14 protein-coding genes and 1 pseudogene are annotated in these 16357 nt (G+C 66.7%); 9 read left to right on the top strand and 6 right to left on the bottom strand.

What is annotated here, in order from left to right:
* Positions 1–194: 194 nt before the first annotated feature.
* Positions 195–557, bottom strand: coding sequence for a hypothetical protein (locus tag ASE28_RS16405; RefSeq protein WP_057267552.1), 363 nt, complete (start codon positions 555–557; stop codon positions 195–197).
* The gene (locus ASE28_RS32085) at positions 554–1105 is read right to left on the bottom strand and encodes a VC1465 family Xer recombination activation factor (RefSeq protein ID WP_157422003.1); all 552 of its coding nucleotides are present in this window, start codon (positions 1103–1105) and stop codon (positions 554–556) included. Before ASE28_RS32085 ends, ASE28_RS16405 begins: the two co-directional genes overlap by 4 nt.
* 218 nt (positions 1106–1323) lie before the next feature.
* On the opposite strand from ASE28_RS32085, the gene ASE28_RS16400 reads away from it, so the two are divergent.
* On the top strand, positions 1324–2115 hold the full coding sequence (locus ASE28_RS16400; protein ID WP_057267551.1) for an SHOCT domain-containing protein: 792 nt from the start codon (positions 1324–1326) through the stop codon (positions 2113–2115).
* A 36-nt stretch (positions 2116–2151) separates the two neighbouring features.
* Here the strand turns inward: ASE28_RS16400 and ASE28_RS16395 are convergent, their stop codons facing one another.
* Positions 2152–3150 carry a DNA-binding protein gene (locus ASE28_RS16395; RefSeq protein WP_057267550.1) on the bottom strand — a complete coding sequence of 333 codons (999 nt, stop codon included), beginning with the start codon at positions 3148–3150 and terminating at the stop codon, positions 2152–2154.
* 125 nt (positions 3151–3275) lie between these two features.
* On the opposite strand from ASE28_RS16395, the gene ASE28_RS16390 reads away from it, so the two are divergent.
* Entirely contained in the window at positions 3276–4352 is a 1077-nt protein-coding gene (locus tag ASE28_RS16390; RefSeq protein ID WP_057267549.1) for a site-specific integrase, read from the top strand.
* An 18-nt stretch (positions 4353–4370) separates the two neighbouring features.
* Here the strand turns inward: ASE28_RS16390 and ASE28_RS16385 are convergent, their stop codons facing one another.
* From ASE28_RS16385 to ASE28_RS16375, 3 genes are read right to left on the bottom strand one after another with little or no spacing between them, the layout of a single operon-like run.
* Positions 4371–5051, bottom strand: coding sequence for a hypothetical protein (locus ASE28_RS16385; RefSeq protein WP_157422002.1), 681 nt, complete (start codon positions 5049–5051; stop codon positions 4371–4373).
* Positions 5048–6043: an SMI1/KNR4 family protein gene (locus ASE28_RS16380; protein ID WP_057267547.1), complete on the bottom strand. Its 996-nt coding sequence runs from the start codon at positions 6041–6043 to the stop codon at positions 5048–5050. The genes ASE28_RS16385 and ASE28_RS16380 overlap by 4 nt, the downstream gene beginning before the upstream one ends.
* Positions 6040–6951 (bottom strand): LysR family transcriptional regulator, encoded by a 912-nt coding sequence (locus ASE28_RS16375; protein ID WP_057267546.1) that lies wholly within the window; start codon positions 6949–6951, stop codon positions 6040–6042. Before ASE28_RS16375 ends, ASE28_RS16380 begins: the two co-directional genes overlap by 4 nt.
* A 115-nt stretch (positions 6952–7066) precedes the next feature.
* On the opposite strand from ASE28_RS16375, the gene ASE28_RS16370 reads away from it, so the two are divergent.
* The 7 genes and pseudogenes from ASE28_RS16370 (at position 7067) to ASE28_RS16340 (ending at position 16296) form a co-directional block, all read left to right on the top strand.
* Complete coding sequence (locus ASE28_RS16370) at positions 7067–9190, top strand: 3-hydroxyacyl-CoA dehydrogenase NAD-binding domain-containing protein (protein ID WP_200963956.1); 2124 nt, start codon at positions 7067–7069, stop codon at positions 9188–9190.
* A 151-nt stretch (positions 9191–9341) separates the two neighbouring features.
* Positions 9342–10523 carry an acetyl-CoA C-acyltransferase gene (locus ASE28_RS16365; protein WP_057267544.1) on the top strand — a complete coding sequence of 394 codons (1182 nt, stop codon included), beginning with the start codon at positions 9342–9344 and terminating at the stop codon, positions 10521–10523.
* Between the two features lie 13 nt (positions 10524–10536).
* Positions 10537–11745, top strand: coding sequence for an acyl-CoA dehydrogenase family protein (locus ASE28_RS16360; RefSeq protein WP_057267543.1), 1209 nt, complete (start codon positions 10537–10539; stop codon positions 11743–11745).
* Positions 11746–11755: 10 nt separating this feature from the next.
* On the top strand, positions 11756–12880 hold the full coding sequence (locus ASE28_RS16355; RefSeq protein ID WP_057267542.1) for an acyl-CoA dehydrogenase family protein: 1125 nt from the start codon (positions 11756–11758) through the stop codon (positions 12878–12880).
* Positions 12881–12923: 43 nt separating this feature from the next.
* Entirely contained in the window at positions 12924–14159 is a 1236-nt protein-coding gene (locus tag ASE28_RS16350; RefSeq protein ID WP_057202977.1) for a CaiB/BaiF CoA-transferase family protein, read from the top strand.
* A 164-nt stretch (positions 14160–14323) separates the two neighbouring features.
* Positions 14324–15325, top strand: a complete 1002-nt coding sequence (locus tag ASE28_RS16345; RefSeq protein ID WP_057267541.1) for a tripartite tricarboxylate transporter substrate binding protein — start codon at positions 14324–14326, stop codon at positions 15323–15325.
* 7 nt (positions 15326–15332) lie between these two features.
* Positions 15333–16296: pseudogene (locus tag ASE28_RS16340) on the top strand (NAD(P)H-dependent flavin oxidoreductase).
* Positions 16297–16357: the final 61 nt, after the last annotated feature.

The raw sequence follows: 16357 nt of genomic DNA, 5'->3' as shown, positions 1-16357 counted from the left end.
CGGGGCGTGCCGCCTCTCACGGTGGCTCGCTGGAGCGCTTTCAGACTAAACTTATCACTAGCCATTTCAGTTCCTGGTTAACTGGTTTTGGTAAGGGGTGCCAGCTGTTCGCGCAGCGAAGCACCCCGATTTATTTCAAGGCAGAGCAGGGGGGCCACAGATGGGCAAGAGGTGCCAATTGGTGGTCATGCCTGCTATGCGCTTTGCGCCCTCATCTGCTGATCGGGGTTTGCATAAACGGGGTACTGGGCCGTCCAGCTCGCCGGCATGTCGGCCGACCAGGAATCCAGCCAGGCGGCCGCATCGAGGTTGCCGGCCTGGCGCTCAACCAGGGCCGCAAAGGCCCTGGCCAGGTCCAGACGGAACGTCTGGGCATCAACCGAGCCGCAGGCTCGGTGATGCCAGGTGACTGCCTTGAAGGCTGTTTTGGCTGCGTCCTGGACCTTGGCGGTGCCCAGACCCTGCCAGGCAGGTGCAACGGCCTGCAGCCCGGAGCGCTTGCGCTCGCTGTGGGCCTTCTGATGTTCAGCGTGCTTGGGACTGTTCCAGGCGGTCATGCGGCCTCCCATCGGGCGTCGTTTGAAGAGCGGTTTTTCCGTTCCACAGGGCTTGCCGGTGTGCTAGTTTTAGGACTAGACGGACGTGTTACAGGCATGTCCGTCTGCTGCGCAACAATTAAGCAGTTTTTCTCAGTGGTGAGACTAGGATGAGGTGTTACAGGCGACCTCATCCCTGCGGAGGTGCCAGCAGCGGGTGCATCGCTGCGCGCCTGCGGTGCTCGCTCAGCACCCGCAGCACGCCCCAAAGCCAGGTGCAAATCGTGTTGAAGCACTGCAGCCATGTCGGCCCGGCGGATCAACAAGGACCACCAATTGCTGTCCGTGCCCACAAAAGACCGTCCTTCAGGCGACCAGAGCTTGCCGCCATGAAAGCACCAGCCAGCCCAGCCAGGCCCAGGCAGCTCCATCCGGTTGAGCAGCCGCAGCAGCCGATAGGTGGCATAGGGGATGTCGTGCTTGCCCGACGCCCAGTTATGCAAAGTGCGCTCGGTGACGTGAAGAAGCTTCGCGCAGCCGGCCAGATCCAGGCCCAGGTTGCGGTACATGGACCGGAAGGACTGGGCAAGCTGGGCGCGGGTGTCGGGGTCGTGGCGACGGTGGCCCTGACGATACCTAACTAGATACGATGTATATTATGTTAAATAAAATACGGGCCAAACACGGTGGCTGCATCGGCACCTTGCCAAGGGCGGGAAAACAACCTGCACCACTCGCCCCTTCTATACTGGCTGAGGTTGGAAGTTCAATCCTCATTGAGAACCGTATGGCACCAGAACTCACCGAACCAGGTCAGCAACTTGTCTCCAGGCTGGCTTCGCGCACGGGTTTCAGCCCCGAGGCAGTCACGCAGTTGCTGATGGCCCTGCTGCGAGGCAACGGCGCCATGGCGCAGTTTTCGCATCCCGAGTTCGGCGGCAGCGGCCAGTGGGCGCGCGGTGGCATGGTCATGCTCGGCGACATGTTCAACAACGAATTGAAGGCACGCGTGGATGGGTTGGCCAACGAACTGGCCAGTGCCATCGCCACGGCCCCTGGGCTCGTGCAAACGGGCAGTTTTCAGGCGCAATCCCAGGGTGACGGTGCGGCCGCGTTCGTCCATTCATCTGCGTTTTTCGTTTCCGATCCGCGGGCCCAGTGGTATCCGGCAGAATTGGGGACGCCGAGCAGCAGTGGCTCTCAGAACAGCACCCGCTACGCATACTTCGCTGACCAACGCCGCCTTGCGGTGGATGCCGGCGGCGACGTGTCGCTGTATGACACGCTGGACCATCGGATCAGCGGCTTCGGCCAGCAGCATGGTGGCAACTCTGCGCTGACCTTTACCAGCCAGCACGGAACCGTGAACCTCTCGGCCCTGCCCTTGGCCCGCAAGGTTGGTCTGGCGCAGGCTCCGATGGCTGCGTCCAGTGAGGCGCCCCGCGCAGGCGGCGCGTCCCATGGCGCGCAGGCTTCCATCTTCGAATCCATCGCGCAGCTTTCAGCGCTCAAGGACAAAGGCATCCTCACCGAGGCGGAATTCGCAGCCAAGAAGGCGGAGCTGCTCGCGCGAATTTGAGCTGGTGCCCAAGGGCTCGCTGGGTGTAGGGCCGTCCTAACTTCTTTTCCTTCTGGCCCGAGTTGGTGGTGGCGCAGTCCCCACGGCGGCACCCGTCGGCAACCGGTCCCGCAGTTCGTTGAGCAGTGCGAACACGTCGTTGCTGCGTTCATCGAATTTCGCCTGCAAACCCTTCACCTCGTCGCGGGCGGATTGCAGTTCCTGGGACAGGCCCGCTTTATCGATCTGAAGGGCGCCCACATGGGTGTCGAGCTCGCGGGCTCGGTCCATGGCATCGGCCAGGGCCTTGGCGGCCTTCTTGCCGTCGGCCTCCAGCTGCAGCGCCAGCCGCTTGGACTCCTGGCGGGCCCGGTCGACCTCGGCATTGAGCCTGCGCTCCTGGGCCTGGGCACGCTCTTCGAGCCGCGAGCGCTCGGCCTGGTGTTCTGCCTCCTTGGCCTCGTGGCGCCGCCGCTGTGCATCCGCCTCCTGCCGCAGTTGCGCGCCCTCGGAACGCGTGGCTTCCAGTAGCTGTTGGCTGGTCTGCAGTTGCTGCTGCAGCTCCTGGGCCTGGCGCGCCAGCTCGGCGATCTGGGCATCCCGGGCCTGCATGGCCACGGCATAGGCCTCATTGCGGTCGTCCAGGCGTTGCTGTTCCCGGGCCAACGCCTCCTGCGCATGGCGCAGTGATTCAGCCTCGGCCTCCAGCGCGGTGCGGGCCTGTGCAAACTGCTCGGCCGCCCTTTCGTCGGCCTGCTGCAGCGCCCTTCCCCACAAGGTCTTTGCCGCCCGGATGACGGGCCCCGGCAGCGGGGTCTCGGCATCTGTCGGCCCGTTGGCCGAGTCAGCGGGGTCAACTGGCGCCTGCAGCCGTCCGGCCAGCGAGCCAAACCACCCATCGATCATGGGGCCCACCGTATTCGGCGAGCCCCGGCCCAGTTGCAGGCGCACCCGCTCGATGGTCGGGCGCTCCCCCAGGGCGAGCACGGCGTCCGCAGCGGCCCACACCTCTTCCATCTGAACGCCGCGCGGGCCCCTCACACTTTTCGCTTGCATCGCCCGACTCCACTTCTTGAAATTACCCACGATAATAGATGGTTATCGTGGGTAAATTGCCATATTCATAGTAAACAATACATCATATGTACGATAAATGCAAAATTTGGTCTGAAAGATCGTGAATGCGCTTGCCAGCCCTCAAAACGCATGCCGCGCTCGAGCCCGGCGTGCTCTCGGATATGACCGCGCTTGCCGTCGATCAGCTGATGCGCGAGGGGGAGTCTGCGAACACCCTGGCCAGCTACCGATCTGCCCTGCGCTACTGGGCCGCCTGGTTCAACGTGCGCTATGGCCTGCCGATCACGCTTCCGCTGCCGCCGAGCGCGGTGCTTCAGTTCATTGTTGACCATGCCCAACGGACGACTGCCGAGGGGCTGGCCCACGAGCTGCCGCAGGCCATCGACGCGATGCTCGTCAAAGCAGGTTTCAAAGGCAAGTTGGGGCCCATGGCGCTCAGCACCCTGGTCCACCGTGTGTCGGTGCTGTCCAAGGCCCACCAGGTGCGGGACATGAAGAACCCCTGCCAGGACGCCCAGGTGCGTGAACTGCTGTCGAAGACCCGCCGCGCCTATGCCAAGCGGGGGGCCTTGCCCCAGAAAAAGAATGCACTGACCAAGGATCCGCTGATGGCGATCCTGGCTACCTGCGATGCCACCACCCTCAAAGGGCTGCGCGATCGCGCCCTGCTGCTGTTTGCCTTTGCCAGCGGTGGTCGGCGGCGCTCGGAGGTCGCGTCGGCGCAAATCAGGCACCTGCGGCAAAGCGGGCCTGCCGCGTTCGTCTACACCCTCGCCCACTCCAAGACCAACCAGACCGGTTCAGACCGGCCGGAGAACCACAAACCCATCCAGGGGATGGCGGGCGAGGCTTTGCAGGCATGGTTGGCGGCCACGGGCATCACCGAGGGGGCCATTTTCAGGCGCGTGCGAAAAGGCGGCAGGCTCGGTGAGGCGCTGTCGGCCGCCGCCGTGCGCGACATCGTTCAGGAGCGTTCCCGGGCGGCCGGGCTGCCCGATGTGTTTTCAGCGCACTCGCTTCGATCCGGGTTCGTGACCGAGGCCGCCACCCAGAAAGTCCCCATGGCCGACACGATGGCCATGACGGGCCACCGGAGCGTGGCAAGCCTGCTGGGGTATTTCCGGGTTTCGGACGCCAGCCAGGCGGCGAGGCTGCTGGAAGAAGAAGACCCCCAGGCTTGATGCGGGCGACGACCAGCGCTACGGAAGATCCTGCGCGCGTGCGCCCAGGCGCAGGCTGGCGCAGAAGGCCGAGAACTCGCCCGTGTCGTCGATGGGCGGGTCTTGCAATTGCACGAAGAGATCGGGTGCGAGCGGCACCAGCGTGACATCGGAACCACCCGAGCCGGCATAGATTTCGGTGTAGTTCTTGGTGCGTGTTCGCCCCCAGAACATGCGCACGACGGTTTCGCCCTTCCACGCGGGCTTGCCGCAAAAGTCGGCGGCTGTCGCGGGCTGGTCGCCGGCCTGTGCATTCGGCACCATCCAGCGGCCATCCTCTGCAAGCGTGAACGAGTCCAGCAGCGCAGTGCCCCCAGGCCGTGTGCGCGCCACCTGCACGCTTGGCGACGCGGGTCCGGTATCGACCATCCAGTCGCACACCTTGTAGGGTGGCTGGCCGCCCTCCTCCTTGCCCTTGCATTCGCCGCGCGGCGCAGGTTCGGGCCGGATCTTGGCGATGTAGAACGCACAGGCGCGGCCATCGCGCTCATCTGCGAAGCGCTTGGGCCGGGTGATCCTGTAGCCGGTCGGCAGATCGAATTCAAGCCCGCAGGCCGCGACGTGGACGGTGGCAACTGGCTCGGCCTGGGCGCAAGAATGGAAGGAGACGCAGGCCAGCATTGCGGAGAATGCCAGGGTGGTGCGCGTGGGGCCCATCATGCGGTCTCCTGGCGGCCATCGACGAGTTGCCGCAGCAGCGCAGCCCGGAAATCCGCACTGAAGTGCCACTGCCCCTCGGTCTGCACCAGCTCGCCGGTGCCCACGCGCGCCTGGAACCAGTCCTCCACGAAGCCCGGTGCCCAGCCACCGGTACCAAAATGCGCGCCGCCCACCATCGCGATGACACCTGGGTAGGACTGCATGAACCCTTCCATCGACCGCACCGGCCGGCCATGGCTGAGCAGCAGGAACTGCGCGGCATACAGCAGGTGCGAGTTCGCGTCCGCATGCAGCGCGAAATAGCCCTTGTCCTCCACGACGGCCTCGGCCAGGCGGCGGATGGCCGCGGGCATGCGCGGGTCGGGCCACTGGTCGCAGAGCTTTTGCAGCCGCGTGTGGAAAGGCGCGCTGCGGACATGCGCCAGCGCGTCGTTCTTCACCTCCTCGGGGTCGTCCTCGTACTCGGACTCATGCACGAGGCCGCGCACGAAGGTTTCGAAATCCGGTGCGAGCGGCGTGATGCAGTAGTCGCTTTCCTGGTCGACATGCACCACGGCGGGCTCGCCGGACGGCCCGCAAGCCCGGTAGTCGAGCGCGATCATGTCGTGGCCGGCCGAGGGGCAGTCGCCGAAATACACGCCGATGTCCGGGTAGTCCCACTCTTCGATCTTGAAGCGGCTGCCCAGGCCGCCGCACAGGCTCCACTGCTGTGCGAAGCCAATGCCCTTGAAGGCGCTGATCGCCACATGGTCCTCGGCCCAGGAGGTTGGCGTTTGAGTGGGAAAGCACCCACGGGCGGGAATGCCGCCGTTCTGCGACTGCATGAGTGCGATGTAGCTGGCCGGGAGCCGGTAGCCCAATTGCGCCTCTACGGCGGCAATGGTCTCTGGCGTGGGCGGTGGCTCCACATACTCCTTGCGCGCATAGTCGCTGTCTTCCCAGAAGCCGGGCAGATCGAAGCCCGAAAACGGCGTTGCCCTGGTGGTATTCATGCGCCCTCCCCCTCTTCCCCTTGCGCGGCACGCGCCTTGTCGAGCAAAAATTCGATGCACAGGCGCACGGCCCGTGTCTGGTGGCGGTTGGGCATGTACAAGAGGTGCATGCGGGTGCCGAAGATGCTCAGGCGGTAGTCGTCCAGCGTGCTCAGCACCTCGCCGGACTCGATGGCGTCCTTCACCACGTAGTCGGGCACCAGGCCCACGCCCAGGCCCGCCAGAATGCCCTGGCGCAGAAACGGAAAATGCTCCGAGATCAGCGTGGGCTCCAGCAACAGCTCCTGGCGCTCTTCGCCCTGGTAGGCACTCAGGCGCAGTTGGCGGCCCGTCACGCCAGCGGTGATGAGCGGCGCGCTGCGCAGCTCCAGCAGTGTCTGGGGCAGGCCGTGCTCCTGGGCAAAGGCGCGCGAGGCGCAGGCGATGTAGCGCACGGTGCCCAGGCTGCGTGCCACCAGGGACAGCGGCGGCTCCTGGATCACGCGGATGGCGATGTCCACCTCGTCGCGCAAGTTGTCGGCGCGGTTCTCGAACAGCACGTCCAGCACGATGCCCGGGTACAGGCGCTTGAACTCGATCAGCCAGTCGCTCATCACGATCTGCCCGTAGCCGCTGGGCACGCTGATGCCCACGCGCCCCTGCAGGCCCTGCCCCAGGGTGGCAATGGTCTCGCGCGCAGCCAGCATCTCGTTCTGGATGCTGCGGCCGTGCTCGTACAGGCGCATCCCCACTTCGGTGGGCTCCACACGGCGGGTGGTGCGCCGCACCAGTTGCACCCCTACCGACTTTTCGAGCTGGGTCAGGTGGTAGCTGACATTGGCGCGGGACACCTTGAGCTTGCGCGCGGCCTGGCTCAGGTTGCCGCAGTCAATGATTTCGACCAGCAAGGCCAGAGAGTGTGAATCCATGCACCGATTGTCTTAAATGTTTTGACAGTCTGTCAATTCCAGCGGGGATTGTTATAAATCATTGTCACCGCAAGAATCCCGGTTTGCTGTTCAAGCCCCCAATGGAGACATGCGCGTGATCCTTCAATCCCCGGCTTCCGTCGTTCGTTCAACCCTGCAGGACGGCGTGCAGCTCGTCAGCATCCACAACCCACCCGTCAACGCCCTGGGCGCTGCGGTGCGCCAGGGGCTGATGGCGGCGATCGCCCAGGCCGAGGCCGATGCACATGTCAAGGCGGTGCTGATCGTGGGCGACGGCCGGGCCTTCATTGCCGGGGCCGACATCCGCGAGTTCGGCAAGCCGCCCGTGGCGCCTGCCCTGCCCGAGGTCTGCCAGCGCATCGAATCCTGCAGCAAGCCGGTGGTGGCCGCCATCCATGGTGCGGCACTGGGCGGGGGGCTGGAAGTGGCCCTGTCGGCCCACTACCGCCTGGCGCTGCCCAGCGCCCAACTGGGCCTGCCCGAGGTGTTGCTGGGGCTGCTGCCCGGCTCCGGCGGCACGCAGCGGGCGCCCCGCCTCATGGGGGTGAAGGCGGCGACCGAGCTCATGCTCAGCGGCAAGCACCTCAATGCCCAGGCGGCCCTGGCCGCAGGCCTGGTGGACGTGGTGGTCGAGGGCGATGATCCCGTCGCCGCCGGGCTGGCCTATGTGCGCGAGCTGCTGGCACGCCAGGCACCGGTGCGCCCCACCAGCGCCCAGGCCGGGCGCCTGGCCGACAAGGCCGCCGCCCAGGCAGAACTCGATGTGCTTCGGGCAGACACCGCCAAGGCCGCTCGCGGCCTGTTCTCGCCGCTGAAGATCATCGACTGCGTGCAGGCCGCGCTGGACCTGCCTTTTGACCAAGGCATGCAGTTCGAGCGCGCCCAGTTCCTCGCCTGCCTGGAAAGCCCGCAGCGCGCCGGCCTGATCCACGCCTTCTTTGCCGAGCGCGAGGTCGCCAAGGTGCCCGAGGCCAAGGCCGCGGTGCCGCGCCCCATCACCTCCATTGCCGTGATCGGCGGGGGCACCATGGGCGCCGGCATCACCGTCTCGGCGCTGGACGCCGGCCTGCCCGTGACCATGATCGAGCGTGACGCGGAATCGATCGCGCGCGGCCGAGCCCATGTGGAAAAGGTCTACGACGCCCTGGTCGCCAAGGGCCGCATGGCCCCCGAGGCCAAGGCCGCCACCATGGCGCGCTACACCGGCAGCACCCGCTACGAGGACATCGGCAGCGCGGACCTGGTGATCGAGGCCGTGTTCGAGGACATCGAGGTCAAGAAGGCCGTGTTCCGGGAGCTCGACCGCGGGTGCAAGCCCGGCGCCGTGCTGGCCACCAACACCTCCTACCTCGACATCGACGCCATTGCGGCGGCCACCGCCCGCCCCCAGGACGTGATCGGCCTGCACTTCTTCAGCCCCGCCAACATCATGAAGCTGCTGGAGATCGTGGTGCCCGCCCGGGTCAGCGCCGACGTGGTTGCCACCGCTTTCGAGCTGGCCAAGCGGCTCAAAAAAGTGCCGGTGCGTGCCGGCGTGTGCGACGGCTTCATCGGCAACCGCATCCTGGCCGTGTACAAGCAGGCGGCCGACTACCTCATGGAAGACGGTGCCAGCCCGTACGAGATCGACGCGGCCGTGCGCGGCTTCGGCTACCCCATGGGCCCCTTCCAGGTGACCGACCTGGCCGGTGGCGACATTGGCTGGGCCACGCGCAAGCGCCGCGCCGCCACGCGCGACCCGAAGGCGCGCTACGTGGAGATTGCCGACCGCATCTGCGAGCGCGGCTGGTTTGGCCAGAAGACCGGCCGGGGCTTCTACCTCTACCCCGAGGGTGCCCGTGTCGGCCAGCCCGATCCCGAGGTGCAGGCCATTGTCGATGCCGAGCGCGCCAGGAAGGGCGTGGTGCCGCGCCCGTTCAGCGCCGACGAGATCATGCGCCGCTACATGGCCGCCATGGTCAACGAAGGCGCCAAGGTGGTGGCCGAGGGCATCGCCCTGCGCCCGCTGGATGTGGACGTGACCTTTCTGTCCGGCTACGGTTTTCCGCGCTTTCGTGGCGGCCCCATGAAGTGGGCGGACATGCAGGGCCTGGACAAAGTGCTCGCCGACATCCGCGAATTCGCCCAGGACGACCCCTTGTTCTGGAAGCCTGCTGCCCTGCTCGAACAGCTCGTGGCCGAGGGCCGCAATTTCGACAGTCTGAACCAACCCGCCTGAGAGCTGCTAACAAAACTCTTCTGGCGTCGTTGCTGTGCCTTGTCGTACTAACGTACTGCCTGCGGCCCAGCGCCTAGCCAGAACCGCTACGCTGAGTTTTGTCAGCCGCTCGAAGTCACCACCAAATTAACAGAGACAGGAGACATACCCCATGCGCGAAGCCGTCATCGTATCCACCGCCCGCACCCCGCTGGCCAAGTCGCACCGCGGCGAATTCAATGCCACGCCGGCCGCCCAGCTGGCCGCGTTCTCCCTCACGGCGGCCGTCGAGCGCGCGGGCGTGGACCCCGCCATGTTCGAGGACTTCATCCTGGGCTGCGGCAACCCCGATGGCTTCCAGGGCCGCAACCTGGGCCGCCAGACCGTGCTGCGCGCCGGGCTGCCGCTGTCGGTGGCGGGCACCACGGTCACGCGCTTTTGCGCCTCGGGCCTGCAGTCCATCGCCATTGCTGCGGGCCGCATCGTGGCCGAAGGCGTGCCGGCGATGCTTGCCGGCGGGGTGGAAACCATCTCGGGCATGCGCCCGGGCAACAACCTGCCCACCGACATGGACCCCTGGCTGGTGGAGCACAAGCCGGCCCTGTACATGGCCATGATCGACACCGCCGACGTGGTGGCCCAGCGCTACGGTATCTCGCGCGAGGACCAGGACGCCTTCTCGCTGCAAAGCCAGCAGCGCACGGCGGCGGCGCAGGCGGCTGGCCTGTTCGACGGTGAAATCATCCCCTGCGCCACGCGCATGGCCGAAAAGAACAAGGACACCGGTGAAGTCACGTACCGCGAGGTGGTGGCCACGCGCGACACCTGCAACCGCCCCGGCACCACGCTTGAAGGCCTGCTGGCGCTCGAACCCGTCAAGGGCCCCGGCCAGTTCGTCACGGCCGGCAATGCCTCGCAGCTCTCGGACGGTTCGTCGGCCTGCGTGCTGATGGAGGCCAAGGAAGCGGAGCGTTTGGGCCTGCAGCCGTTGGGCGCGTTTCGCGGCATGGCCGTGGCCGGGTGCGAACCCGACGAAATGGGGATCGGCCCGGTGTTCGCGGTGCCCAAGCTGCTGGCGCGCCATGGTCTCACGGTCGAGGACATCGGCCTGTGGGAGCTCAACGAGGCCTTCGCCTCGCAGGCGCTGTATTGCCAGCGCCGGCTGGGCATTCCCATGGAGCGGCTGAACGTCAACGGCGGCGCCATCTCTATCGGCCACCCTTTCGGCATGACGGGCGCGCGGCTGGCCGGCCACATCCTGCTCGAAGGCAGGCGCCGCAAGGCCAAATGGGGCGTGGTGACCATGTGCATCGCCGGTGGCATGGGCGCCGCAGGCCTGTTTGAAATATTCTGAAGCAAGGCACGACATGGATCTCCAATTCACCCCTGAAGAGCAGGCCTTCCGCGCAGAAGTGCAGGCCTTTCTGAAAGACCAGCTGCCCGCCGCCCTGGCGCACAAGGTCAAGGCCGGGCAGCGCCTGACCAAGGCCGACCAGGAGGAGTGGCACGCCATCCTCAACGCGCGCGGCTGGCTGGCCAACCACTGGCCCGCGCAGTACGGCGGCCCCGGCTGGGGCGCGGTGCAGAAGTTCATCTTCGACACCGAGTGCGCTGTCGCGGGTGGGCCGCGTATCGTGCCGTTCGGGCTCAACATGCTGGGCCCGGTGCTGATCAAGTACGGCAACGAGGCACAAAAGCAGTACTGGCTGCCGCGCATCCTGAACGGCGCCGACTGGTGGTGCCAGGGTTATTCGGAGCCCGGCGCGGGCTCGGACCTGGCCTCGGTCAAGACCACGGCCGTGCGCGGATCGGATGGTGATGGCGAGCACTACATCGTCAACGGCCAGAAGACCTGGACGACCCAGGGCCAGCATGCCAACATGATCTTCTGCCTGGTGCGCACCGACCGCGAGGCCAAGGCCCAGGCAGCCATCAGCTTTCTGCTGGTGGACATGGACACCCCGGGCGTGGAGGTGCGCCCCATCCGCACACTCGACGGCGACAGCGAGGTCAACGAGGTGTTCTTCACCGATGTGCGCGTGCCCGCCGAGAATCTGGTGGGTGAGGAGAACAAGGGCTGGACCTATGCCAAGTACCTGCTCACCTATGAGCGCACCGGCATCGCCGGCGTGGGCTTCTCGGTCGCTGCACTCGAAAAGCTCAAGGTCATTGCCGCCAAGGTGCAGCGCAATGGCCGCCCGCTGGCCCAGGACCCACAGTTCGCCACCCGCATGGCCAAAGTCGAGATCGACCTTGAGAACATGAAGACCACCAACCTGCGCGTGATCGCCGCCGTAGCCGGCGGCGGCGTGCCGGGGGCCGAGAGCTCCATGCTCAAGATCCGCGGCACCGAGATCCGCCAGGAGATCCTGTCGCTGATCCGCCGCGCCATGGGCCCCCATGCCCTGCCCTACATCGAGGAAGCGCAGTACCAGGACATGGCCGACGCATCCGCAGGCCCCGCCGAGGCGGCCACGGTGGCGGCGAACTACTTCAACTACCGCAAGCTGTCGATCTTCGGCGGCTCCAATGAAATCCAGAAGAACATCATCTCCAAGATGATCCTGGGCCTGTGAGGCTGATGCGATGAACTTTGAACACACCGAAGACCGCCGCATGCTGGCGGACACGCTGGGCCGCTTCGTGGCCGGGCAGTGCCCCATGGAGACCCGCAACGCCATTGCCTATGGCAGCACCGGCATGTCGCCGGCCCTCTGGGGCCAGTTTGCCGAGCTGGGCGCCATCGGCGCCCTCTTCCCCGAGGCCGATGGGGGCTTTGGCGGTGCTGGCTTCGATATCGCCGTGGTCTTCGAGGCCCTGGGCCGTGGCTTGGTGGTGGAGCCCTTCCTGGGCGCCCTGCTGGTCGGGCGCGCCCTGGCGGCGGCCGGTACGGCAGCACAGAAGGAGCGCATTGCCAGCCTGATCGACGGCAGCACCGTGGCCGCGCTGGCGCACGATGAGCCCGGCAGCCACTACGAACTGGAGCGCGTCGCCACGCAGGCCGTGCGCAACGCCCAGGGCTGGGCACTCTCGGGCGCCAAGGCCGTGGTGCTGCAGGGTGGAGAGGCGCAGCTGCTGCTGGTATCGGCCCGCACTGCGGGCGCGGTGGACAGCGAGGACGGCATTTCGCTGTTCCTCGTGCCCGCCGATGTACCCGGCGTGGTGCGCCGCGGCTACGGCCGCATCGACGGCGGGGGCGCGGCCGACATCACGTTCGAGCAGGTGCAATTGGGCGCCGACGCCCTGCTGGGCGCCGAGGGCCAGGGCTTTGCCACGCTGGAGCTGGCCGTGGGCTGGGGCGTCATGGCACTGTGCGCCGAAGCGCTGGGCGCCATGGAAGTGGCCAAGAAGGACACGCTCGAATACCTGCAGACGCGCAAGCAGTTCGGCGTGCCGATCGGCAGCTTCCAGGCACTGCAGCACCGCATGGCCGACCTGCTGCTGGAGGTCGAACAGGCACGCTCGGCCGTGATCAACGCCGCTGCGGCCATGGACGCCGAGCGGGTGGCGCGTGAGCGGGCGCTGTCGGCCGCCAAGTTCACTATCGGCCGCATCGGCACCCTGGTGTCCGAAGAGAGCATCCAGATGCACGGCGGCATCGGCATGACCTGGGAGCTGCCTCTGTCGCACTATGCCAAGCGGCTGGTGATGATCGACCACCAGCTGGGCGATGAAGACCACCACCTGGCGCGCTACATGGCGCTGGGCTGATACCGGGCCAGAATTTTTCCGGGACACCCAAGGAGACTGAACCATGACCAACCAACAACCGTCCCAGGAAATCGACCTGCCCCTCGAAGGGGTGCGCGTGCTGGACCTGTCGCGCGTCTTTGCCGGGCCGCTGTGCGGCCAGGTGCTGGCCGACTTCGGCGCAGAAGTCATCAAGGTCGAGCACCCGGGCCGCGGCGACGACACGCGCGACTGGGGCATGCGCATCGGCAAGACCGAGACCACCTACTACAACAGCATGAACCGCAACAAGCGGTCGATCACGCTGGACCTGCAAAGCCCGGAGGGCCTGCAGATCGTGCACGACCTGCTGCCGCAGTGTGACGTGGTGATCCACAACTTCAAGACCGGCGGCGCCGAGAAGCTGGGCCTGGGCTACGAACAGCTCAAGACCATCCGGCCCGACCTCATCTACTGCGCCGTGGCCGGCTACGACGCGAGCGGCCCCGAGGCCAAACGCCCCGGCTACGACCTGGTGATCCAGGGCGAGGCCGGCCTCATGGCGCTGAACGGCGAAGCCGAGCAGCCGCCCCTGAAGTTCGGCGTGGCGGTGGTGGACCTGGTGACCGGCATGCATGCGGCCCAGGCCGTGCTGGCCGCCCTGTTCCGCCGCGAGCGCACGGGCAAGGGCCGGCTCATCGAGATGGCGCTGTACGACTGCGGCATCATGGTCACGGGCTACTACGGGCTCGATGCACTGCAGTTGGGCCGGGACCCCGCGCGCTACGGCAACGCACACCCTTCCATCGTGCCCTACGGCATGTTCGAGGCGGCGGACGGCCCGCTGATCATCGCGGTGGGCAACAACGCGCAGTTCGACAAGTTCTGCCGCCAGGTCATCGGGCGGCCGGACATCGTCGAAGACCCGCGCTTTGCCACCAATGTGGAGCGCGCCAAGAACCGCCCCGCACTGGTGCCGCTGCTCAACGCCATGATCCACTCGTTCAAGCGCGACGTGCTGATCGAGCGCATGACGGTGGCCGGCATCCCTTGCGGCAGGGTTGCAGGCCTGCACGAGGCCTTGACCAGCGAGCGCACGCGCGCGAGCGGCCTGGTGCACGACATGCCCCACCCCGTGACGGGCACGACGCCGGTGTTCGCACCGCCCTACCGCCTGGACGGGCAGCGCCTGCCCTTGCGCAATGCCCCGCCCACGCTGGGCGAAGGCACGCGCGAGGTGCTGCACCGGCTGCTTGCCCTGAACGACGAGCAATTGCAGCAGTTGCAGCAGCGCGGCGTGCTGACCTTGCCCGAAGCCTGAGATGAACACCCCCTGAGTCGCTTCGCGCCTTCCCCCTCTCTCGTATTGCTGCGCAATACGGGAGGGGGACGCCCCCAGTGCGGCGGGGCGGCCCTTGCACGGGGGCGCTGGCCTGGGGCGCGCCAGTTTCCACCCACCGACATCCACAACACCGAGACAAGACCATGACAACGCATTTGAATCGCCGCACCGCTTTGCAGGGCCTGGCCGCACTGGGCAGCGCGGGCCTGCTGGGCACCAGCCTGGCCCAGAGCACCAAGGACGCCTGGCCCGCCAGCCTCATCAAGCTGATCGTGCCCTTCCCCGCGGGCGGCCCCACCGACACGGCCTCTCGCATCGTCGGGCAGAAGCTGGCCGAGCGCCTCAAGCAGGCCGTGGTGGTGGAAAACCGCCCCGGGGCCTCAGGCTCGATCGCTGCGCTGCAGGTGATGAAGGCCGAACCCGATGGCTACACGCTGATGATGCTGGCCACCCCCACCCTGCTGGCGCCCCACCTGTACAAGAAGGCGGGCTACGACACGGTGAAGGATTTCGCCCCCGTGGCCACAGTGTACGACCTGCCCATCGTCGTGGTGGTCAACCCCACGCAGCTGCCGGACGTGACCGACCTGCGCAAGCTCATCGCCAACGCCAAGGCGCAGAAGAACCCGCTCAACTACACCAGCTCCGGCGCGGGCAGCTTCGGCCACCTGAGCATGGAGCTGCTCAAGCAGATGGGCGGCTTCGACATGCAGCACGTGCCCTACAAGGGCGGCGTGCCGGCCATCACCGACACCATCGGCGGCCAGGTGCCGGTGATGTATGCCGACCTGGTAGCCGCCCTGCCCCACATCAAGGCCGGCAAGCTGCGCGCCATCGCCGTGGGGTCGCCCCAGCGCGTGGCCATGCTGCCCGACGTGCCGACCATCGCCGAGCAGGGCTTCAAGGGCTATGACGCGGTGTCCTGGGGCGGGCTGCTGGCGCCTGCGGGCACGCCCAAGGCCGTGGTGGATCGCATCGCCGGCGAGGTCCGGCAGATCCTGGCCGAGAAGGAAACCCAGGAGAAGCTGCTGCACGCGGGAGCCATTGCCCGCTTCCAGGACCCCGCGCAGATGGGCCAGCACCTGCAGCAGGACTATGCCAAGTGGGGCCAGCTGATCCGCGACAAGTCCATCGCCTCGGAGTGACACGGCCATGAAGACACGCATCACCGAACTTTTCGGCATACAGCACCCGATCATCCAGGGCGGCATGCACCATGTGGGCCTGGCCGAGCTGGCGTCGGCGGTCTCCAATGCGGGCGGGCTGGGCATGATCACGGGGCTGACACAGCGCACACCCGAGCTGCTGGCCCGCGAGATCGCGCGCTGCCGCGAAATGACCGCCAAGCCTTTCGGCGTGAACCTCACCTTTCTGCCCTCGGTCAACCCGCCCGACTACCCGGGCTATGTGAAGGCCATCATTGACGGCGGCGTGAAAGTGGTTGAGACCGCAGGCAACAACCCGCAGAAATGGCTGCCGGCGCTCAAGGAGGCCGGCATCAAGGTCATCCACAAGTGCACCTCGGTGCGCCGCCCAGGCCATCGGCTGCGATGCGATCAGCGTGGACGGCTTTGAGTGCGGCGGCCACCCGGGCGAGGACGATGTGCCCAACTTCATCCTGCTGCCGCGGGCCGCCGAAGAACTGACCATCCCCTTCGTTGCATCGGGCGGCATGGCCGACGGCCGCTCGCTCGTGGCCGCGCTGGCGCTGGGCGCCGAGGGCATGAACATGGGCACGCGCTTCATCGCCACGCAAGAGGCGCCGGTGCACGAGAACGTCAAGCGCGCCATAGTCGCGGCCAGCGAGCTCGATACGCGCATGGTCATGCGCCCGCTGCGCAACACCGAGCGGGTGCTGAGCAACGCGGCCGTGGAGCGGCTGCTGCAAAAAGAACGCGAGCTGGGCGCCGCCATCACCTTCGAAGACATCCTGCCCGAGGTGGCTGGCGTCTACCCGCGCATCATGCAAAGCGGCGAGATGGATGCCGGCGCCTGGTCCTGCGGCATGGTCGCCGGCCTGATCCACGACGTACCGACGGTGCAGCAGCTGATCGACCGGACCATGGCCGAGGCCCACGCCCTGATCCACGAACGCCTGGCGGGCCTCGCCCGCTGAGCTTTCCACCTACTCCAGAAAGAATTCCATGAAAGCAATCGTCGCTGTCAAGCGCGTGGTG

Source organism: Acidovorax sp. Root219 (genome assembly GCF_001428665.1).
Taxonomy (GTDB): domain Bacteria; phylum Pseudomonadota; class Gammaproteobacteria; order Burkholderiales; family Burkholderiaceae_C; genus Acidovorax.
This window is presented reverse-complemented; position numbering and strand designations above follow the sequence as displayed.